Origin of the sequence: Pseudomonas knackmussii B13 (assembly GCF_000689415.1) — a bacterium.
GTDB lineage: Bacteria > Pseudomonadota > Gammaproteobacteria > Pseudomonadales > Pseudomonadaceae > Pseudomonas > Pseudomonas knackmussii.
Genome location: NZ_HG322950.1, coordinates 6,056,437 through 6,076,932 on the forward strand (window position 1 = coordinate 6,056,437; position 20,496 = coordinate 6,076,932).

Sequence of the window (20,496 nt, forward strand, 5' to 3'; positions counted from 1 at the left end):
AGGAGCGCGCCATGCGCGCGAATCGCGGGCATGGCCCGCTCCTACAGTAGTGAGCTACGCGATTCAGCGGATAACGCCTTCCTCGCGCAGCAGCTTGAAGATGGCTTCGGCGCCCGCTTCCGCGCTGAGGTCCTTGAGCACCTGCCCGCCGCCGCCGGAAGCCTTGGCAGTCGCGGCCTTCATGCGTTCGGCGCCAGTCTTGGCCTTGATCACCTTGAGCCGCTTGGGCCGCGGGCGGGCCGGTTGCAGGCTGCTGTCGGCGAGCAGTTCGTCGTCGAGGATTTCCACTTCGTGGGCCTCGATGAAGCCACGTCGCGCCGGGCCGAAGGCGCTCTGGCGCGCCACGGGTGCGGCGTTGTCGACGCTGGCGACGAAGGGCAGGCGCACCTTCAGCCGACGCCGTTGGCCGCGCGGCAGGGCCTGCAGGACCTGGGCGCTGCCGCCTTCGACTTTCTCCACTTCGGCCAGGCCCACCACCAGCGGCCAGCCCAGGCGCTCGGCGAGCAGGAACGGCAGCATGCCGGAGCCTTCGCCGGTTTCCGCCTGGCTGCCGGTGAGCACCAGCTGGGCCTTGGCGTTGTCCAGGTAGTCGGCGAGCGCCGGCAGGGCGTCGGCGCCGGCCGGTTGTTCGAGTACGGCCAGCTCGTCCAGGCCCATGCCCAGGTAGCTGCGCAGCGCTTCTTCCTGCGGGTTGCCAGCGTGCAGCACCTGCAGGCGCTTGCCGGCCAGGCGCAGGCCGAGTTCGACCGCGCGGGCGTCCTGCTCGGCGCGGCGCGCGCGGCCGGAGGCCGGGTGGGCGCCGATGGAGACCAGGGCGATGATGTTCAGGTCGGTCATACCGCAACCTCGAAGTAGGGCGAATAACCCGCAGGGTTATCCGCCGAAGTACCGGGGACGGCGCATGACCGCCTTGCGGTCATGCGCCCTACGGGATTCATCCCGCACTCAAGCTGCATCGCGCGCCGCTCCATCGCGGTACTCCTCGGCCAGGCGGATCAGCGCCTGGAGGATCGCCGAGGAATCGCCGATCACCGACAGGTCGGCGCGCTTGATCATGTCGCAGCCGGCATCGAGGTTGATCGCCACCACCTTGTCGCAGGAGCCGATGCCCTGCAGGTGCTGGATCGCCCCGGAGATGCCCACCGCCAGGTAGACCCGCGCGGTGACCCAGGTGCCGGTGGCGCCGACCTGGCGCGCGCGCGGCATGTGCCCATCGTCCACCGCCACGCGCGAGGCGCCTTCGGTGGCGCCAAGGGCGACGGCGGCGCGGTGGAACAGGTCCCAGTCCTTGATGCCGTTGCCGCCGGAGAGGATGAACTCCGCCTCGGCCATGGGAATCTGCGCCGGGTCCACGGCCACCGGGCCGAGGTCTTCGATGCGCGGCAGATTGCGTGCGACGCCGCCTTGCAGCTCGACGACGCGGGCTTCGTGGCGAGTCTCGCTGACCGGCTCGGCGCACTCGGCGGCAGCCAGGATCAGCCGCGCCAGCGGCCGGTGGATGTCCTGCTGGCCGGCACCGGCGCGACCGATGCAGCGCTCGCCCTCGGCCTGCCAGACGCGCGTGGCCGGGCGTTCGCCCAAGCTCGCCGCCAGGCGCCGACCCAGCTCGCCGCCACCGGTGCGGCTGTCGGGCAGCAGCCAGTGGCGCGGGGCGAACTGGCTTTCCACGGCGCGCAGCGCCAGCACCCGTTGCTCCGGCGCGTAGCCGGCGTACTCGTCACCTTCGACCAACAGCAGGCGGTCGACGCCAGCCGTGTCGAAGGCCGATTCCTTGTGCTCGCCGAATACAACCGCCAGCACCGCGCCGTCGTTGCCGGCGAGCTTGCGGGCCAGGCCCAGCAGGTCGCGGTCGTGGCTGGAGAGGCGGCCGCCGACCATGTCCGGTACCACGGCGATGTGGAAGGCCGGTTGCTCGACGACATGCAACGGCAGCTGCACGACCTCGGGCGCGCTGCTGCGCTTGCCGAGACCACCCTGCTGGCCGCCGGAACGGTCGATGCGCTTGACCCCGTTGGGGCCGACGAAGCCGACGGCATGGGGATTCTTGCGGATGACGCCATGGGGGCCCATCCAGCGTGCCTCGCCGCCCTGGGCGGACTGCATGGCCGCATGCAGCGGGTGCAGGCGGTTGCGGGCGATCCACTCGGCGCGGGGATCGCGGCGGATGATGTCGCTCATGACAGGGCCTCCAGGGCACGAATGCTTTTCGTAGGAGCGAGCTTGCTCGCGAACAGCCCAAGCGCCTGCGCCAACCCGTTCGCGAGCAAGCTCGCTCCTACAGGTTCACGCCGCGGGGTGTTGCATGCGTTCATCAATGCACCTCCGCCGCTTGTTCACGCTTGGCCGGCGACTTTTTTGCCGGGGCCTCCGCGGACTCGATCAGCACTTCGGCGACCAGTTCGGCGATGTCCTTGATCTCCGGGCGCGGGGCTACCACGCCTTCGAGCATCGCGGTGCACTGCGGGCAACCCACGGCCACCAGTTCCGCACCGGTCTCCTTGATGTCGACCATGCGCATGTCCGGAATCCGCTGCTTGCCGGGGATGTCGGTGATGGGCGCGCCGCCGCCACCGCCGCAGCAGCGCGAGCGGAAGCCGGAGCGTTGCATCTCCTTCACCTCGATACCGATGGCCTTGAGCACGTTGCGCGGCGCTTCGTACTCGCCGTTGTAGCGGCCCAGGTAGCACGGGTCGTGGTAGGTCACGCTGTCGGCCTTGCTCTGGCCGAGCTGCAGCGAACCAGCCTTCACCAGCTCGTCGATGAAGGTGCTGTGGTGCAGCACGTCATAGCTGCCGCCCAGTGCGCCGTACTCGTTCTTCAGCACGTGGAAGCTGTGCGGGTCGCAGCTGACGATCTTCTTGAAGCGGTACTGCGCCAGGGTCGCGATATTGCGCTTGGCGAGGGTCTGGAAGGTCGCCTCGTCACCCAGGCGGCGAGCCACGTCGCCGCTGTCGCGCTCTTCCAGGCCGAGCACGGCGAAGTCGACGTTGGCGGCCTTGAGGATCTTCACGAAGGCGCGCAGGGTGCGTTGGTTGCGCATGTCGAAGGCGCCGTCGCCGACCCAGAACAGCACCTCGGCCTGCTTCTTCTCGCTCATCAGCGGCAGGTTCAGGTCAGCCGCCCAGTTCAGTCGGCCGCCGGGGGCGAAGCCGCCGGGGTTGTCGGTGGCGATCAGGTTCTCCAGCACCTCGGCGCCCTTGTTCGGGGTCGCGCCCTTCTCCAGGGTGAGGTGGCGGCGCATGTCCACGATGGCGTCGACGTGCTCGATCATCATCGGGCATTCCTCGACGCAGGCGCGGCAGGTGGTGCACGACCACAGCGTCTCGGCGTCGACCAGGGCCTTGCCCTCCAGCGACACGATCGGCTGGTGCGGGCCGCCGCTGTGCTCGCCGAGCGGCTTGCCCGGATAGGGCGAGCCGGCGAAGTTCGCGTCGTTGCCGCCGGCCAGGCCGATGACCATGTCCTGGATCAGCTTCTTCGGGTTCAGCGGCTGGCCGGCGGCGAAGGCCGGGCACACGGCCTCGCACTTGCCGCACTGCACGCAGGCGTCGAAGCCGAGCAGCTGGTTCCAGGTGAAATCGGTGGGCTTCTCCACGCCCAGGGGCGCGGTCGGGTCGGTCAGGTCCAGGGCCTTCAGGCCGGTGGAGCGGCCGCCACCGAAGCGTTCGGCGCGGCGGTGCCAGGCCAGGTGCAGGGCACCGGCGAAGGCGTGCTTCATCGGCCCGCCCCAGGTCATGCCGAGGAACAGCTCGGACACGCCCCAGGCCACGCCGATGGCGAGCAGGCCGGCGACGAACCAGCCGCCGAAGCCTTCCGGGAGGATGCCGGCCACCGGCAGGGTGGCGATGAAGAAGCTCGCGGAGAACATCAGCAGGCTCTTCGGCAGGCGCATCCAGGGGCCTTTCGACAGCCGCGACGGCGGGTCGAGGCGGCGTTTGGCGACGAACAGCGCACCGGTGAACATCAGCGCGGTGGCCGCCAGCAGGGCGAAGCCGAGGATCCGGCTGTGCAGGCCGAAGCCATGCACGACGATGGCCAGCAGCGCGGCGAGCACGAAGCCGCCGGCGGTGGCCACGTGGGTCTTGGACATGTACTTGTCGCGCTCGACCACGTGGTGCAGGTCCACCAGGTAGCGACGCGGCATGGCCAGCAGGCCGCCGAGCCAGTCGACCTTCGACGGCCGCCCGCGGCGCCACATGGCGAAGCGCTTCACGGCGCCCAGCACGGCCAGTGCCAGGGCGGCGAAGAGCAGGATGGGAAGGAGGGTGTTCAACATCAGTCTGTCCTCACCAGGACGAGATCTGTAGGAGAGTCTGTCCTCACCAGGACGAGATCTGTAGGAGCGGGGCCATGCCCGCGAATGGCCGGCATGGCTCGGTGGTTCCATCGCGGGCATGGCCCGCTCCTACGATTCGATAGCGCCGCTTTTAGAAATCCTTGCACAGACGCAGTGCGTCGTAGATCGCCGCGTGGGTGTTGCGCTGGGCCACGCAGTCGCCGATGCGGAACAGCAGGTAGCCGTCGCCGGGCTGGCTCAGGCAGGGCTGCGGCTGGATGGCGAACAGCGCTTCGACGTCGATCTGGCCCTTGTTGCGCGAGCCCTGCTTGAGCGCGTAGTACAGGGTCTCGTCCGGACGCACGCCGTTCTCGACCACGACCTGGTCGACCACCCGCTCTTCCTTCGCGCCGGTGTATTCGTTCTCCAGCACCGCCACCAGCTTGTCGCCCTCGCGGTAGACCTTCTCCAGCATCAGGTCCCCGGTCATGATCACTTCCTTGGGGTACATGCTGCGGTAGTAGGTCGGGAAGGTGGTGCCGCCGATGGCCACGCCCGGCTTGATGTCGTCGGTGACGATCTCCACCAGCGAGCCCTTGTCGGCCAGGAAGTCGGCCACGGACATGCCGCTGAATTCGCAGATGGTGTCGTACACCAGCACGTTCTTGCCCGGCGCGACCTTGCCGTCGAGGATGTCCCAGCTGCTGACCACCAGCCCTTCGGCGGCGCCCCAGTGCTCGTTCTGCTCGAGGAACGGATGGCCGCCGTTGGCCAGCACCACGATGTCCGGGCGCAGGTCCATGATGGTGTCCGGATCGGCTGCGGTGCCCAGACGCAGGTCGACGTTCAGCCGCGCCAGCTCCAGCTGGAACCAGCGGGTGATGCCGGCGATCTGGTCGCGCTGCGGCGCCTTGGAAGCCGTGGTGATCTGGCCGCCCAGTTGGTCTTTCTTCTCGAACAGGGTCACGTCGTGACCGCGCTCGGCTGCCACGCGAGCGGCTTCCATACCGGCCGGGCCGCCACCGACGACCACCACCTTGCGCTTGGGTCCGGTGGACTTCTCGATGATGTGCGGCACGCCCATGTATTCACGGGAAGTCGCGGCGTTCTGGATGCACAGCACGTCCAGGCCCTGGTACTGGCGGTCGATGCAGTAGTTGGCGCCGACGCACTGCTTGATCTGGTCGACCTGGCCCATCTTGATCTTGGCGATCAGGTGCGGGTCGGCGATGTGCGCGCGGGTCATGCCGACCATGTCCACGTAGCCGCCTTCGAGGATGCGCGTGGCCTGGTTCGGGTCCTTGATGTTCTGTGCGTGCAGCACCGGCACGTTGACCACTTCCTTGATGCCCGCCGCCAGGTGCAGGAAGGGCTCCGGCGGATAGGTCATGTTCGGGATGACGTTGGCCAGGGTGTTGTGGGTGTCGCAGCCCGAGCCGACCACGCCGATGAAGTCGAGCATGCCGGTGTCGCTGTAGTACTTGGCGATCTGCTTCATGTCTTCATGGGTCAGACCGTCCGGGTGGAATTCGTCGCCGCAGATGCGCATGCCGACGCAGAAGTCGTCGCCGACTTCCTTGCGCACGGCCTTGAGCACTTCCAGGCCGAACTTCATGCGGCCCTCGAAGGTGCCGCCCCACTCATCGGTACGCTTGTTGACGCGCGGGCTCCAGAACTGGTCGATCATGTGCTGGTGCACGGCCGACAGCTCGACGCCGTCCAGGCCGCCTTCCTTCGCGCGGCGTGCGGCCTGCGCGTAGTTGCCGATCACGCGCCAGATCTCTTCCGGCTCGATGGTCTTGCAGGTGGCGCGGTGCACGGGCTCGCGGATACCCGAGGGCGACATCAGGGTCGGCCAGTGCTCGCCGTCCCAGCGGGAACGACGGCCCATGTGGGTAATCTGGATCATGATCTTGGCGCCGTGCTTGTGCATGGCGTCGGCGAGGTTCTGGAAGTGCGGGATGATGCGGTCGGTGGACAGGTTCACCGACTTCCACCAGCCCTGCGGGCTGTCGATGGCAACCACCGAAGAACCGCCGCAGATGGCCAGGCCGATGCCGCCCTTGGCCTTCTCCTCGTAGTACTTCACGTAGCGCTCGGTCGTCATGCCGCCATCGGTCGCGTAGACCTCGGCGTGAGCGGTGGAAAGTACGCGGTTGCGGATGGTCAGTTTGCCGATCTGGATCGGCTGGAACATTGCCTCGAAAGCCATTGCGGCGTCCTCACGGAATCAGAGGTTCTTGTTGTGGAAGCGGGCCGAGCCCGCTTATCGCGGCCATGGGCCGCTCCTACAGGGTCAGAGGGGTTTGACGATGAACAGGCCGTCGTCGTGGCCTTCTTCCGAACCGCTGTACACCTGCTCGGCGACGGTGCGGATGCTGCTGCCGCGGGCCTGGAGAATCTGGTCCATGGCGCCGGCGAACCAGCCGGTGAACATGTAGTCGACCTTGCGATTGACCTTGCCGTAGACGTACACGAAGGCCGAGTGCTTCAGGCGGACCTGGGCGGTGCCCTTGTCGAGGTCGATCTGCTCGATCTGGAACAGGCCCCAGCCGCGTTGCGACAGGCGCTTCATGTAGTGCTCGAACACCGCCACGCCTTCGATGCCGTGGCATTCGGCTTCCTTCTCGCACCAGTGCCAGGCGGACTTGTAGCCGGCCTTGTAGAGGATCTCGGCATAGCGCTCGGCGCCCAGTTCTTCCTCGATGCCCATGTGGTTGTTGACGAAGAAATGCCGCGGAACGTACAGCATCGGCAGGGCGTCGGTGGTCCAGACACCGGTTTCGCTGTCGACTTCGATGGGCAGTTCGGGGGCGTGTTTGGCCATGGTGATAAAGCTCCGGATTCTTTGGGCGCCCTCTCCGGTCGGGGGAGAGGGCTGGGAAGAGGGAATTAGGGAGAAGAGGACTGCGAGGCGCGTTACTCGCCCCAGACATCCGCCAGGACGCGGACCCAGTTCTCGCCCATGACCTTGCGCACCACGCGCTCGGGCATGCCGCGCTTGAGCAGGGTCTCGGTCAGGTTGGGGAACTCGCCCACGGTGCGGATGCCCAGCGGGTTGACGATCTTCCCGAAGTTGGTCAGGCGGCGGGCGTAGCCCTTGTCGTGGGTCAGCCACTCGAAGAACGACTGGCCGTGGCCCTGGGTGAAGTCGGTGCCGATGCCGATGGCGTCCTCGCCGACGATGTTCATCACGTACTCGATGGCCTCGGCGTAATCGTCGATGGTCGAGTCGATGCCCTTGGCCAGGAAGGGCGCGAACATGGTCACGCCGACGAAACCGCCGTGGTCGGCGATGAACTTCAGCTCTTCGTCGGACTTGTTGCGCGGGTGCTCTTTGAGGCCCGAGGGCAGACAGTGGGAGTAGCAGACCGGCTTCTTGGACTCGAGGATGACTTCCTCGGAAGTCTTGGAGCCGACGTGGGACAGGTCGCACATGATGCCGACGCGGTTCATCTCCGCGACGATCTCGCGACCGAAGCCGGAGAGGCCGCCGTCACGCTCGTAGCAGCCGGTGCCCACGAGGTTCTGGGTGTTGTAGCACATCTGCACGATGCCCACGCCCAGTTGCTTGAACACCTCGACGTAGCCGATCTGGTCCTCGAACGCATGGGCGTTCTGGAAGCCGTAGAGGATGCCGGTCTTGCCCAGCTCCTTGGCCTTGCGGATGTCGGCGGTGCTGCGTACCGGGATCACCAGGTCGCTATTCTCGCGGATCAGCTTGTTGCTCGCGGTGATGTTGTTCACCGTGGCCTGGAAGCCTTCCCACACGGACACGGTGCAGTTCGCGGCGGTCAGGCCACCCTTGCGCATGTCCTCGAAGAGTTCGCGGTTCCACTTGGCGATGATCAGACCGTCGATGACGATGCTGTCGGCGTGAAGTTCGGCTGGGCTCATCTGGCATTACCCCTTGTCAGGCTGGTGGCGCCGGCGCTTTGGCCGACGCTTTGGAGGCAGCATATCCCCGGCCATCCGGGCGACCCGGTTCGAAAACGACTAGGGTCGTACCGAAAGCGTCAAGGCAACGACATGGGCGACGGCAACCGCGTCGCACAGGCGCATGCGGGCATGAGCGCGACGTTTTAGAGAGCGCGGGGGAATGAGGAAGGACGAACAGGGAGCACCTTGTAGGAGCGAGCTTGCTCGCGAACGACTCCGCTGCGGGGCAGGTTCGCGAGCAAGCTCGCTCCTACGAAGAGCAGGGCTTCGCTGCGACTAGCGCTTGCGCCAGCAGACGAACAGGTTCCACGCCAGCAGGGCGCCGACGAAGGTGGAACTGGCGTAGAAGAGCAGGCTGTCCATGCGGACCTCTGCGAAACGCAGGCGCCCCCGCGAAGGGGGCGCCGGGTGGTAGGGGCTTACTCGCCGGCGACCAGTCGCGCGTGGGCGGACTCTTCGCCGAGGTTGTTGAGCAGGCGCTCGCTGTACCAGTCGAGGAAGTTGATCACGCCGAACTCGTAGGTCTTCGAGTACGGGCCCGGCTGGTAGGCGGTGGAGTTGATGCCGCGCTGGTTTTCCTCGGCCAGGCGACGGTCCTGGTCGTTGGTGGCGTCCCAGACTTCGCGCAGGCGCTGCACGTCGTAGTCGACGCCTTCCACGGCATCCTTGTGCACCAGCCACTTGGTGGTGACCATGGTTTCCTGCGCGCTGATCGGCCACACGGTGAAGACGATGATGTGGTCGCCCATGCAGTGGTTCCACGAGTGCGGCAGGTGCAGGATGCGCATCGAGCCCAGGTCCGGGTTCTTGATGCGGCCCATGAGTTTCTTCGAGCCCTGCTTGCCGTCCATGGTCATGGACACGGTGCCGTCGAGCAGCGGCATGCGCACGATACGGTTGCGCAGGCCGAAGCTGGCGTGGGCGTAAGGGATCTTCTCCTCGTCCCAGGCCTTGGTGCAGGCCGCGACCTGGTCCTTGAACGCTTGGCTCGCGCGCGGGTCGGTGACGTCGTCCCACTCCAGCAGGGTCTTCAGCAGTTCCGGGTGCGAACCGTTGCAGTGGTAGCACTCGCGGTTGTTCTCGATCACCAGCTTCCAGTTGGCCTTTTCCATCAAGGTGGTCTGCACCGCCACCTTGGTGTTCTCCATGTCGTAGGGCTCCATGTAGTGAGCCAGGGTGGCGAGGAAGTCGTCGATGGCCGGCGGGTTCTCGGCTAGCGAGATGAAGATGTAGCCACCAGCGGTCTTAACGTGCACCGGCTTCAGGCTGTAGTCCTTCATGTCGAAGTCGTCGCCCATCTCGGTGCCGGCGAACAGCAGGCGGCCGTCCAGCTCGTAGGTCCACTGGTGGTACGGGCAGACCAGCTTGGCGACCTTGCCCTTGTCGCTCACGCACAGGCGCGAGCCACGGTGGCGGCAGACGTTATGGAAGGCGTGGACCTTGCCCTCGGCGCCGCGCAGGACGATCACCGGGTTGTCGCCGATCTGCACGGTGAGGAAGTTGCCCTTGGCGGGGATCTCGCTGGTCATGCCGGCGATCAGCCATTCCTTCTGGAAGATCTCCTGCATGTCGATCTGGAACAGGCGCTCGTCGTTGTAGAACGGCTGCGGCAGCGAGAAGGAATGGTCGCGAGTGCGCAGCATCTCGGCGGTGGCCTTGCGGGCCGGTTCCAGCGGATCGCCCAGACTCAGGGTGGTGGTGACGTCCATCGGTAGGTCCTCATGCCGCAGCCGCGTGGCTGCTGGCGGAAATAAGTGGCTGATACGGTGTGCCACGCAGGGCATGGCGGCGGATGCGAGGCGCGCCGAGTGCGCGTTCTCCACCGTCCTCGTTCAAGGCATAGCGTTGCTCGGCTGGCGACCAGTGTGGCGCTGCCGGCGACAAACACCCTTATCCATGGGCGACACGACCGCATCCGTTTCCGACGCGGCAGCCCCCGCCACAGGCGGCAGGTCGCGATAAGCATGCAAATGTCGCAGGCAGGTAAATGGGTGGCACGGGGCGTGCGCACAATCGGTTCCATCAGGCATGCCGAATGGCCGGGGCCTGAGCCGCCCTCGCAAGAGCGACGCTCCCCCCGCCCGGCGCTGCCCCTACAAGGCCGACGACGGCCGGCGTGCGCGGAGAGACATCATGTCGAGCAACTTCCTCAATCCGGTGAACACCCAGACCTGGACCAACGGCCGCCACCTGGTGCGCTGCGTGAAAGCCATCCAGGAAACCTGGGACGTGCGCACCTTCTGCTTCGCCGCCGACCAGCCGCTGATGTTCTTCTTCAAGCCCGGGCAGTTCGTCACCCTGGAGCTGGAAATCGACGGCGTGCCGATCATGCGCTCCTACACCATCTCCAGCTCGCCCTCGGTGCCCTACAGCTTCTCCATCACCATCAAGCGCGTGCCCGGCGGCAAGGTCTCCAACTGGCTGCACGACAACCTCAAGGAAGGCGACGTGCTCCCGGTGCACGGCCCGGTGGGCAACTTCAACGCCATCGACTTCCAGGCCGACAAGGTGCTCTACCTCTCCGGCGGCGTCGGCATCACCCCGGTGATGTCCATGGCGCGCTGGTTCTTCGACACCAACGGCAACGTCGACATGATCTTCGTGCACAGCGCGCGCACGCCGAAGGACATCATCTACCACCGCGAGCTCGACCACATGGCCTCGCGGATCAACAACTTCAAGCTGCACCTGATCTGCGAGAAGTACGAGATCGGCGAGACCTGGGCCGGTTATCGCGGCTACCTGAACAAGGCCATGCTGCAGCTGATCGCCCCGGACTTCATGGAACGCGAAGTCTTCTGCTGCGGCCCGACGCCCTACATGCACGCGATCAAGCGCCTGCTCGAAGCCGAGGGCTTCGACATGTCGCGCTACCACGAGGAAGCCTTCGGCCCGACCCCGCCGGAAGTCCGCCAGGAAGTGAACGAACTGGCCGCCGAAGCCGCCGACGCCCCGGCCGTGCCCGCCGCCGACCTGCACCTGGTGGACTTCTGCGAAACCGGCAAGAGCATCCGCGTGGCGCCGGGCGAAACCGTCCACGCCGCCGCCGCCAAGCTCGGCCTGCACATCCCCAAGGCCTGCGGCATGGGCATCTGCGGCACCTGCAAGGTGATGAAGCGCGCCGGCGAAGTGGACATGGAGCACAACGGCGGGATCACCGACGAGGATGTGGCCGAGGGCTACATCCTGTCGTGCTGCAGCGTGCCCAAGGGCGATGTGGTGATCGAGTACTGATCGCCCACGGCGCATAACCGCCTCGCGGTTATGCGCCCTACCAATCCCCCTCCCACGCCGAGATATCGCGCGACGCCATACCCGTAGGGCGAATAACCCCGAAGGGGTTATCCGCCATTTTCGTGCCGGGCTGCGCCAACCTCTGCACTCGCACCCCACCCGCTCCCGGTCTAAGGTCCATGCACACCCGACCGCCGGAGCCCGCATGGCCATCAAGTCCCCCAGCCCCCGCCAGCAGACCCACCTCGCCGTCCTGATCGACGCCGACAACGCCCCCGCCGCCATCGTCGAAGGCCTGTTCGAGGAGATCGCCAAGTACGGCGTCGCCAGCGTCAAGCGCATCTACGGCGACTGGACCCAGCCGCAGCTCGGCCGCTGGAAGCAGGTGCTGCTCGACCACTCCATCCAGCCGATCCAGCAGTTCGCCTACACCAAGGGCAAGAACGCCACCGACAGCGCGCTGATCATCGACGCCATGGACCTGCTCTACACCCGCCGCTTCGACGGCTTCTGCCTGGTCTCCAGCGACAGCGACTTCACCCGCCTGGCCGCGCGCCTGCGCGAAGAGGGGCTGATGGTCTATGGCTTCGGCGAAAGCAAGACGCCCGATCCCTTCGTGCGCGCCTGCGACAAGTTCATCTACACCGAGATCCTCCGCCCCGAGCCCGAAGTCCAGCCCGAGCCCGCCGAAGCCGGCCAGCCCCAGGCGCCCAAGGCCGAAGCCAAGCCCAAGCCGCAGAAGGCGCCGCTGGACTTCATCGCCAAGCTGCTCGACGACATTGGCGACGACGAGGACGACTGGGTCGGCCTCGGCGCCCTCGGGCAGAGCATCAGCAAGCTGCGCCCGGCCTTCGATGCGCGGCTGTACGGCTTCAAGAAGCTCAGCGACCTGATCAAGAGCCAACCCAAGCGCTTCGAGCTGCAGGCGCGCGGCGGCAGCAATGGCGGCGGCAAGGACTTCTACGTACGCAATGTGCGCAAATGAGCCCTGCATGACGCCAGGGAATGACATGCGGAGGAATTTTCAGTTGTCCCGCCCCGCCCGCGACGCTAAACAGTCGTTCAAATAACTCAATCGAACCGCACCCATGCCCGCCTTCAGCCAGACCTACTACGAAGCCACCGCCGAACGCCCGCCCTTCGCCGCCCAGCGCGGCCGCCTCGATGCCCGCGTGTGCATCCTCGGCGGCGGCCTCGCCGGCCTGAACACCGCACTCGGGCTGGCCGAGCGCGGTGTCAGCGACGTGGTGCTGCTGGAGTCGCACCAGGTCGGCCACGGCGCCTCCGGGCGCAATGGCGGCTTCGTCTTCGGCGGCTACAGCCTGGGCAACGCCGACCTGCTCGCCACCCTCGGCGCCGAGGAAGCGCGGCGGCTCTACCACCTGACCCTCGAAGCGGTCGACCTGATCCGCCAGCGCGTGCGCCACTACGGCATCGACTGCGACCTGGTGGACGAAGGCGTGATCCTCGCCAACTGGTTCAACGAACCCTCGCGCCTGGAAAAACCACGCCAGCTGATGAAGAGCGCCTACGGCGTGGACTGGGAGCCGATCTCCACCGCCGCGCTGCGCGAGCAGCTGAAAAGCGCCCACTATTTCGGCGGCCTGCTGGAACGCAACGCCTTCCACTTCCACCCGCTGAAATACTGCGGCGGCATAGCCCGCGCGGCAGCCGGCCTGGGCGTACGCATCCACGAAGGCAGCCCGGCGCAAGGCATCGAGAAGCGCGACGGACGCTACGTCGTACGCACGGCCGACGGCGAAGTGCATGCAGAGCAAGTGGTGTTCTGCGGCGGCGGCTACGCACGCGGCGTCTACCGCCCCATCGAGCGTTCGGTACTGCCGATCGCCACCTACGTCATGGCCACCGAACCCCTGGGCGAACGCCTGAAAGACGCCATCGCCACCCGCGCGGCGGTCTACGACACCCGCTTCGCCTTCGATTACTACCGCCCGCTGGCCGACACGCGCATCCTCTGGGGCGGCCGCATCTCCATCCTCAACCGCGGCCCGGAGGCCATCGCCGGCCTGCTCCAACGCGACCTGCTGGCGGTTTATCCACAGCTCGAAGGCGTGAAGGTCGAATACTCCTGGGGCGGCCTGATGAGCTACGCCCGCCACCTGATGGCGCAAATAGGCCAGGACGAAGCCGGCATCTGGCACGCCATCGGCTTTGGCGGCCACGGCATGGCACCAACCACGGTAGCCGGCGAAGTGCTCGCCGACGCCATCAGCGGCAAGCAAGCGGTGCCGGCGGGCTTCAAACGCTTCGGCCTGCCCAACGCCTACGGCCTCGCCGGCATGGCCGCCGCCCAGGCGACCTACACCGCCTACGAGCTGCGCGACGCGTTCGACGTACGACGTCTCAACGGCTGAACGGGTTTCGCCTAAACTCGCGCCTTTGCCCTACCGGAGCCCCCCATGCCGCAGTACCAATTCAACCTCGGCGCCGACGCCCAGGCCCGCGAAGTCGTGACCCAGGGCCTCGAGGCCTACAACCTCGAACAGATGAAAACGCCCGGCGGCTACATCGACATCGAACTCTACGCCCGCGACGAAAGCGGCCAGGTGGTCGGCGGCCTGTTCGGCCACTCGGGCATGGGCTGGATGTACATCGACTACCTCTGGCTGCAATCCGACCAACGCGGCTCGGGCCTGGGCGCCCAGCTGATCGCCCTCGCCGAAGAAGAAGCCCGCCGCCGCGAATGCGTGGGCGTGTTCCTCTACACCTACAGCTTCCAGGCGCCGGGCTTCTACCAGAAGCAAGGCTTCGAAGTGATGGGCGTGCTGGAAGACTGCCCGCCGGGCCATCAGCGCATCTACCTGAAGAAACGCCTCAGCGCCTGACCCTCTGTTCGTAGGGCGAATAACCCCGAAGGGGTTATCCGCCGCCAATCACCAGCGCAGAGCAACGGCAGATAACGCGTAGCGTTATTCGCCCTACGGGTATAGGCAGAGGCCACCCACAAACTGGAACTATACTTCCAGATAATCAACAAAGCAGACCGTATCAAGAAATATATTGCTCGAAAATGAAGGGAGAACTAGGATTTCGAGAAATATATTTCTGGTTCAGTCCTCATGCCCGAGCAGCTGACGATCCAAACCTTCGTTGAAGGCCACTGGCACGATGCTCTCGTGCTCACCGTGGACTCCCCCGCCGCTGTCGAGCGCAGCAAGTGCTCGACGGCGTACCTCGGTGATTACCTCCTCACCTTCATCGACCGCATCGAATCTCCCTTCGAGCCAGCCGTCAGCGTGAACTTGCCGATGAACTGGAATGCCGTTCGCACCGACGGCTATCCAGCGTTCATCTACGACATCATCCCCGCCGGCGCGGCCCGGAAATCGCTCATTCGCCGATTCGAAAGCGAAAAGCCCCGGGACGTCGAGCTGGACCTGTTCCTGCTGAAGCGCTGCACCCCGGCCCCCATAGGGCATTTGCGCGTGAAGGAGTCGTTCGAGCAGCTCGATATGAGCCGAATCGTCGCCTTCCCCCGCAGCGAGGTTATCCAGCGCACGAACACCTTCCTCGAATACGCCTACGAACAAGGGGCTGCCATTGGCGGAGCCACTGGCGCTCAGGGCGAGGCGCCCAAGCTGCTGATGACCGAAGACCAGGACGGCGCCCTGCATGCCGACGCAACGCTGCCGGATCGCCAGGCTCGCAGGCACTGGCTGGTGAAGTTCGCTCGCAACAATGTCAGCGAGCGCGACAAGAACATCCTGCGAGCCGAGTACCACTACTACCGCGCGATTGCCGAGTTGGGCCTGGATACCGTTTCCACCAAGGGTCTGGTCCTGGAAGAAGCGGAAAAGCCCAGCCTCTGGATGCCCCGCTTCGACCGCGAGGTTCGGCCAGACGGGGCTGTCGAGCGCATTGCGATGGAGTCGATCTACTCCGTTTGCGGCAATACTCTCCCCGGTTCGCACATGCGCCATGAAGAGGTGATCGGCCGCCTGATCAGCCTCTGGCGAGGCAACAGCCAGGAAGAAGAGATCGAAGACCTGGTGTTCGAGTACATCCGCCGCGACCTGCTGAACCGCATACTCGGCAACTCCGACAACCACGGCCGGAACCTGTCGATACTCCGCCACCAGGGTCGCTTCAAGCTCGCGCCCATCTACGACCTGGCCCCCATGGTGCTCGACCCCGAGGGCGTCACCCGGGTCACCAAATGGGCAAGCGAAATCGCCGGCGCCCCCGACTGGCGGGCGGTCTGCGGTCAGTTCGGACAACTGATGAGCGAAGTCGACCTTCATGACCGCCTGCGCAAGGCAGCCCAGGATTTCCGCGCCCTCCCTGGGCTTCTGAAAGACATGCCGGAAGAGATTCGAAGCGCCCAGTCGATCCCCGTGAACAACCTGGATGCCCGCCTGAAGGAGTGGGGCCTGCTATGAAAATTCTCAGCCTGGAAGAACGCCAAAACCTCCTCGATGACATCAAGGCCCGGAGCATGGCGGGGCAGGAAAGCCTGGGCACCTCGATCCGGCGGATACGCCTGGAGATCACCGGGCTGGACCAGGCGTCGTTCGCGAAGATCTGCAAGATGACCGTGAAGACCCTGTCCTCCCTGGAGAACGACAAGGGCAACCCGACCGTCAACACCCTCAACAGCATCCTGAGGCCGTTCGGCATGGGCATGACGCTCGGCTCGATCTACCGCGACGAAAACGACCACAAGCTCGGCAAGGAGCCGGCAACACCGCAAAAGCGCGGGGCGAACCTGAAGCGCCTGGCAAGCAAGAAGACCGGCGCCTAGCGGACAGGCAAGACCACTCGCGCTCCCACCGGCACCCGCGATCTCCCGTAGGGCGAATAACCCCGAAGGGGTTATCCGCCGCCAAACACCGGCGCGAAGCAACGGCGGATAACGCGTAGCGTTATTCGCCCTACGAAAAGCGCTCTGGCTCAGGCTCTTCAGACTTCCAGAGAAACATCCGCGCGCACCGGACTGCCCCTTTCAGAAGGCCGAACGAAACCCACGCTGAGGAGGTCATGCGACATGGATGTCGCGAGAGCCCCGCGGGCTACAGGGACGTACTTTCGGGGCGGGCCTCCGGTGCGGGGGAGTTCGTGAGGGTAGCCCGGCTTCATCGGGCCCGTATGACGGGGCAAGCGCTTTGGTTACTTTCTGGCGTTTGAGAAAGTGACTCGCCCGAGGGGGCGAAACAAAAGACATCCACAAACGCCAATGCGGCGCGCTACGCCAAACGAGATGCTTGGACCTGCCCTCGCATGAAGAGCACAAATGGCCCGGTGTGCATGCGCCGCTCCAGCATGCTCGGATAGATCTTGTTTCGCCCCTCGGCGAGTCACTTCTTTCAAACGTCGGGGAGCCGAACCTCAAAGAAGTAACCAAGAACGCTTGCCCCGACATACGGGTCCGGCGGAGCCGGACTTCCCTCGCACATCCCCACGCACCCGGAGGCCCGCCCCGACAGTACGTCCTTGTACTGATCGTGGCTTTTGCGACATCCATGTCGCGCAACCTCCTCTGCGTGGGCTTAGCTCGGCCTTCTGTAAGGGGCGGTCCGGTGCGCGCGGATGTTCCTCTGGAAATCCATTTTCTGGGTCCCCGCATTCGCGGGGATGACGTGAAGGGAAAACACGGCACAACCCTGTAGGAGCGGCCCATGGCCGCGATTCGCGCGCATGGCGCGCTCCTACACCGCCCCCTGAGACATTCGCGCCCTTGCCCCCACCCAACCACCTCCCTATCCTGCGGCGGTCACGGTCAATCCCGTGATCCGGGTTTGGCGACTCGGAGCTAATAGGCGCGATAGCGCCAGCTGGTGCATGCGGAAACGGCGAATGTTTCTGCAGGCCCCCGCACGATTGCAGGAAACTGCAACGCTCAATGGCGGATCGCGCGGGGAGACCTTCGGGTCTGCCGGGTCCTATTAGCCGGTTCGCCAACCCCGCGCGGTCTGCCACCCTCCGTTTGGCGACGTAGGTGGCAGCTCTGATCGACTAATAGGAGCTTCACCATGCACGACGCATACACCCCCACCTTCTTCACCCGCCACAACCGCCCCCTGCGCGGCGTAATGATCGACAACCAACCCTGGTTCGTCGGCCACGACGTGGCCCGAATGCTAGGCCTGCAACACCCCCAATCCCTGCACCGCCGCCTGCAACCCCACGAAACCCAACGCATCCACCTGCGCTACGCCACCGAAAGCGAAGAACCCGTCGACGTCATCAACGAAGCCGGCCTCTACAAAGCCCTGGTCCGCTTCGGCCACCCGGAAAGCCTGCACCTAGATAGCTGGCTGACAAGAGAAGTCATCCCCACCCTCCGTGACCAATACGCCCCGGACGGCCCCGCACCTCGGCGCGTGATGATGAGTTGGCAGCAGCGGCAGATGATGTTGCTGGAGTGGCAGGGGGAGCTTTGGGTGGCTTGGGAGGAGATGCCGAGACTTGTATGCGATGAAAGCTCGACTCCCCTAGAGCTATGAGCTTCAACCACCCTGCCTAACCCCAAAAAATTCCCGCTGACATATGGCAGAAAGCCAAAGCAATGCGTAAGGTCATACAAGAGTCAACGAAATATACTTACTCTTAAATTAAATTTGAAAACCCACAAGTTACAAAGATTACCCCACGAGCAAACCTTAATAATTTCAGGGACCGAAAATGGCATTTGAACTATATTTTGCAGTTATCCACAGCTTCGAAAAGGAACAATTTAAAAAGGGCGTAAATCACAATAAAACCGTAATACAGCCGCTTTTCAACCCACAAAAACCCGCCGTAATAAAGCTTGTCCAAGACATTCACACGTTATTAGGGAAAGAAAAGAACAAAGTTTTCTGGGGGCAATTTTCCGACGGAAAGCGTGAAGGGCTCTTCCCTGATGGAATTAGGAAGTATATTTCATCCCCGAATGATACAAAAATCTTTGAGGATCTTTCCAAAACGGTTCTCTCTGAACTAATAAAACAAGCAGATGACTCGTTACTGGCAACTGGCGGACACATTCTGATATCCGCATACAGAAGCGAGGGGAGACATTTTCTGCTTGTAACTAGCGTAAAAGAAAAAGACGGATTGCGATTGGGGAAAAACTATGAGCCAATCGAATCCGCTAATATCGATTTTTCTCAAATCGCTCATGCGGCAAGAATCAACATAGATAAATTTAAATCTTACGGACAGCCAATGCATTTAGCCGAAGCTGAGGAAACCGATAAGACTTATTTGTGCTTCATAAGCAAAGGCAAAAGTGACGCATCTCGTTACTTCATTGAGGCGCTAGGCTGCGAAAAAGGGATTACATCTGCTAGAGCAACAAAAAAGGCAATAGACTTAGTTTATGAATATTTCAAAGGAAATGAAAAGCTCAGCCCTTTTAAAAAGCCAGCCAAAGAAGCCGTAATACGATATCTCAGGGCAAAGCTTGACAGCGAGCACGAGGAAAGTGAAAAGAAAGCAAGTCTAGATGGAATTATTAATGCCGCAAAATCAGCAATTCCTGCAGAATTTGCCGAGCTAGCATCTGAAATCGACTCACTTAGTGACGAACTAAATAGCGAAGAAAATCAACTTCCACAAGAATTTACTGTAAACCGAGCCGAACTCAACAAACGTATAAAGATGAAAGGAAGCACTTCGAACTGGGAGTTAGAATTTGAAACCAGTGCTTTAGGAGATACAGCGAACAGTTCAGTATTCTATGACAAGGACCACCAAACGCTAACTCTCTCTTCCATCCCTGACGACTTAAAAATAAAAATAGAAAAGCAACTTTTCGGCGAAGAAAAAAATGTTTAGCGAACTGGTAAAGGTCTATAGGGCCTCAGGAAAGCCAAAAATATCGGGAGGGGAAATACACTATAAAGGACCATACAGCGATGAGCTATGGAGGCATCTCAAGTTAATTGAATCTGATAACAAATTAGGCTTCTTTGAAGAACAACCCAAACACTCAAATGACGAAATAGAATATTCGTTCCGAATAGCATCTGACGGAAAAGTCGGATTCTATGAGACTTTCGAAGAACTGGTGAAATCATCCCGAGCCCTCGGAAAATGCCAATGCCCAGAACACTTCTATATTACAAGCGAAGATTGGGCAACATCAGATAATAAAGCCAACCAGAAACACACAAAACTTAAGAATGCACTAGAAATAATTAAAAACCTAAGCCTATTAGCCACAACCTCCGACACAACCTCAAGCGCAAACAGTTATACCTTATTTTTTTCGGCGCCCGGAGAGAACGAAAGAACCTTAAAGACCTTTAGCGTCAACACAAAAGTCTCAGAAGAGATATTTAATTACAAAATAAGACACCCCCACTTGCTTTCGCTCCTAACGAATAAAGTCGCCGAGCACAAACTAAACATGGAAGAAAGAAAGCTAATATTTTGTGCAGCAATAATAGAAAATGTACCTCATGAAAAAAATCGCCACATCGAACTAATGTCGATCCTTAAATATTGGGACGACATTCTGCAAAGCTACTGGGTGAACCTTCAAACTTTTGTATATGGATTCTCTTTTGCAAAAATACGAGACGATATTGCAAAAGCCGAATTAGAATATGGAGCCAAGCTGAGTTCGACTTTTAGTGACATATCCGGGAAGCTATTAGCACTTCCAGTTTCTTTAGTTGGCCTGATAGGGTTAGATAAATCAGAAAACCCTGTAGAAATAACCGCCATCATCATTGGCATGATAATAGTATCAGTAGTCTCATTTGGGACCTTGTACAATCAAAAGCTAAGTATCGATAGAATCAAAAGCGGGATAAGAATAATTTTTGACCAATTCAACAAGAAGGCCGTAACGCAACGACGGGAAATACGCGAGCTTTTTAAAAAATCCTATGACGAAATAGATAAACAAGAACGATTTCTTTCCAAAATCCTATTTATTTTCTTCGCAATTAGCATGATCCCCACGATTGGAACAATTGCAGTCTGCTATGAAAAATGGCACACAGGAATCAATGCTTTTTTAAGTAGCCTTATAAAGGCAGCCTTTGGCTATAAGCTATGTATATAAAAAAGGCCGGTCAAACTGACCGGCCTTTTCG

The 20,496-nt window shown here is 62.3% G+C and carries 16 protein-coding genes; 9 read left to right on the forward strand and 7 right to left on the reverse strand.

From position 1 onward, the window contains the following. Nucleotides 1-63: 63 nt before the first annotated feature. From etfB to gbcA, 7 genes are all read right to left on the reverse strand, one after another. Nucleotides 64-837 (reverse strand): electron transfer flavoprotein subunit beta, encoded by a 774-nt coding sequence (gene etfB / locus PKB_RS28215; protein ID WP_043256587.1) that lies wholly within the window; start codon nucleotides 835-837, stop codon nucleotides 64-66. A 108-nt stretch (nucleotides 838-945) separates the two neighbouring features. Continuing rightward, the gene (etfA, locus tag PKB_RS28220) at nucleotides 946-2,178 is read right to left on the reverse strand and encodes an electron transfer flavoprotein subunit alpha (protein WP_043256588.1); all 1,233 of its coding nucleotides are present in this window, start codon (nucleotides 2,176-2,178) and stop codon (nucleotides 946-948) included. A gap of 133 nt (nucleotides 2,179-2,311) precedes the next feature. Next, a complete protein-coding gene (gene dgcB / locus PKB_RS28225; RefSeq protein ID WP_043256590.1) occupies nucleotides 2,312-4,276 on the reverse strand; it encodes a dimethylglycine demethylation protein DgcB in 1,965 nt (654 codons plus the stop codon). Between the two features lie 151 nt (nucleotides 4,277-4,427). Beyond that, on the reverse strand, nucleotides 4,428-6,488 hold the full coding sequence (gene dgcA, locus PKB_RS28230) for a dimethylglycine demethylation protein DgcA (protein ID WP_043256594.1): 2,061 nt from the start codon (nucleotides 6,486-6,488) through the stop codon (nucleotides 4,428-4,430). An 84-nt stretch (nucleotides 6,489-6,572) separates the two neighbouring features. Continuing rightward, nucleotides 6,573-7,103, reverse strand: coding sequence for a DUF5943 domain-containing protein (locus PKB_RS28235; protein ID WP_043256596.1), 531 nt, complete (start codon nucleotides 7,101-7,103; stop codon nucleotides 6,573-6,575). Between the two features lie 92 nt (nucleotides 7,104-7,195). Then, nucleotides 7,196-8,173, reverse strand: coding sequence for a dipeptidase (locus tag PKB_RS28240; protein ID WP_043256598.1), 978 nt, complete (start codon nucleotides 8,171-8,173; stop codon nucleotides 7,196-7,198). 461 nt (nucleotides 8,174-8,634) lie between these two features. Continuing rightward, nucleotides 8,635-9,924, reverse strand: coding sequence for a glycine-betaine demethylase subunit GbcA (gene gbcA / locus PKB_RS28245; RefSeq protein ID WP_043256600.1), 1,290 nt, complete (start codon nucleotides 9,922-9,924; stop codon nucleotides 8,635-8,637). A 424-nt stretch (nucleotides 9,925-10,348) separates the two neighbouring features. On the opposite strand from gbcA, the gene gbcB reads away from it, so the two are divergent. The 9 genes from gbcB to PKB_RS29815 all read left to right on the forward strand — a co-directional run bounded on the left by gbcB (nucleotide 10,349) and on the right by PKB_RS29815 (nucleotide 20,465). After that, on the forward strand, nucleotides 10,349-11,449 hold the full coding sequence (gene gbcB, locus PKB_RS28250; RefSeq protein WP_043256602.1) for a glycine-betaine demethylase subunit GbcB: 1,101 nt from the start codon (nucleotides 10,349-10,351) through the stop codon (nucleotides 11,447-11,449). Between the two features lie 205 nt (nucleotides 11,450-11,654). Next, nucleotides 11,655-12,434, forward strand: coding sequence for an NYN domain-containing protein (locus PKB_RS28255; protein ID WP_043256604.1), 780 nt, complete (start codon nucleotides 11,655-11,657; stop codon nucleotides 12,432-12,434). 103 nt (nucleotides 12,435-12,537) lie between these two features. Further along, on the forward strand, nucleotides 12,538-13,824 hold the full coding sequence (locus PKB_RS28260; protein ID WP_043256607.1) for an NAD(P)/FAD-dependent oxidoreductase: 1,287 nt from the start codon (nucleotides 12,538-12,540) through the stop codon (nucleotides 13,822-13,824). A 45-nt stretch (nucleotides 13,825-13,869) separates the two neighbouring features. Continuing rightward, a complete protein-coding gene (locus tag PKB_RS28265; protein ID WP_043256608.1) occupies nucleotides 13,870-14,295 on the forward strand; it encodes a GNAT family N-acetyltransferase in 426 nt (141 codons plus the stop codon). A 234-nt stretch (nucleotides 14,296-14,529) separates the two neighbouring features. Continuing rightward, entirely contained in the window at nucleotides 14,530-15,849 is a 1,320-nt protein-coding gene (locus PKB_RS28270) for a type II toxin-antitoxin system HipA family toxin (protein ID WP_043256610.1), read from the forward strand. Further along, entirely contained in the window at nucleotides 15,846-16,211 is a 366-nt protein-coding gene (locus PKB_RS28275) for a helix-turn-helix transcriptional regulator (protein WP_052355404.1), read from the forward strand. The genes PKB_RS28270 and PKB_RS28275 overlap by 4 nt, the downstream gene beginning before the upstream one ends. 1,228 nt (nucleotides 16,212-17,439) lie before the next feature. After that, nucleotides 17,440-17,913, forward strand: coding sequence for a BRO-N domain-containing protein (locus tag PKB_RS28280; protein ID WP_043256612.1), 474 nt, complete (start codon nucleotides 17,440-17,442; stop codon nucleotides 17,911-17,913). A 178-nt stretch (nucleotides 17,914-18,091) separates the two neighbouring features. Continuing rightward, nucleotides 18,092-19,228, forward strand: coding sequence for a nucleoid-associated protein (locus PKB_RS29475; RefSeq protein ID WP_084166757.1), 1,137 nt, complete (start codon nucleotides 18,092-18,094; stop codon nucleotides 19,226-19,228). After that, on the forward strand, nucleotides 19,221-20,465 hold the full coding sequence (locus PKB_RS29815; RefSeq protein ID WP_156958101.1) for a hypothetical protein: 1,245 nt from the start codon (nucleotides 19,221-19,223) through the stop codon (nucleotides 20,463-20,465). Before PKB_RS29475 ends, PKB_RS29815 begins: the two co-directional genes overlap by 8 nt. The last annotated feature ends 31 nt before the right edge of the window (nucleotides 20,466-20,496 follow it).

What these genes read in the sequence shown, in the direction of transcription:
- PKB_RS28265 (WP_043256608.1), top strand. Translation starts at nt 13,870, where the DNA reads ATGCCGCAGTACCAATTCAACCTCGGCGCCGACGCCCAGGCCCGCGAA.
- PKB_RS29475 (WP_084166757.1), top strand. Translation starts at nt 18,092, where the DNA reads ATGGCATTTGAACTATATTTTGCAGTTATCCACAGCTTCGAAAAGGAA.
- dgcB (WP_043256590.1), bottom strand. Translation starts at nt 4,276, where the DNA reads ATGTTGAACACCCTCCTTCCCATCCTGCTCTTCGCCGCCCTGGCACTG.
- PKB_RS28275 (WP_052355404.1), top strand. Translation starts at nt 15,846, where the DNA reads ATGAAAATTCTCAGCCTGGAAGAACGCCAAAACCTCCTCGATGACATC.
- dgcA (WP_043256594.1), bottom strand. Translation starts at nt 6,488, where the DNA reads ATGGCTTTCGAGGCAATGTTCCAGCCGATCCAGATCGGCAAACTGACC.
- gbcB (WP_043256602.1), top strand. Translation starts at nt 10,349, where the DNA reads ATGTCGAGCAACTTCCTCAATCCGGTGAACACCCAGACCTGGACCAAC.
- PKB_RS29815 (WP_156958101.1), top strand. Translation starts at nt 19,221, where the DNA reads ATGTTTAGCGAACTGGTAAAGGTCTATAGGGCCTCAGGAAAGCCAAAA.
- PKB_RS28235 (WP_043256596.1), bottom strand. Translation starts at nt 7,103, where the DNA reads ATGGCCAAACACGCCCCCGAACTGCCCATCGAAGTCGACAGCGAAACC.
- etfB (WP_043256587.1), bottom strand. Translation starts at nt 837, where the DNA reads ATGACCGACCTGAACATCATCGCCCTGGTCTCCATCGGCGCCCACCCG.
- PKB_RS28255 (WP_043256604.1), top strand. Translation starts at nt 11,655, where the DNA reads ATGGCCATCAAGTCCCCCAGCCCCCGCCAGCAGACCCACCTCGCCGTC.
- PKB_RS28280 (WP_043256612.1), top strand. Translation starts at nt 17,440, where the DNA reads ATGCACGACGCATACACCCCCACCTTCTTCACCCGCCACAACCGCCCC.
- PKB_RS28270 (WP_043256610.1), top strand. Translation starts at nt 14,530, where the DNA reads ATGCCCGAGCAGCTGACGATCCAAACCTTCGTTGAAGGCCACTGGCAC.
- PKB_RS28260 (WP_043256607.1), top strand. Translation starts at nt 12,538, where the DNA reads ATGCCCGCCTTCAGCCAGACCTACTACGAAGCCACCGCCGAACGCCCG.
- gbcA (WP_043256600.1), bottom strand. Translation starts at nt 9,924, where the DNA reads ATGGACGTCACCACCACCCTGAGTCTGGGCGATCCGCTGGAACCGGCC.
- PKB_RS28240 (WP_043256598.1), bottom strand. Translation starts at nt 8,173, where the DNA reads ATGAGCCCAGCCGAACTTCACGCCGACAGCATCGTCATCGACGGTCTG.
- etfA (WP_043256588.1), bottom strand. Translation starts at nt 2,178, where the DNA reads ATGAGCGACATCATCCGCCGCGATCCCCGCGCCGAGTGGATCGCCCGC.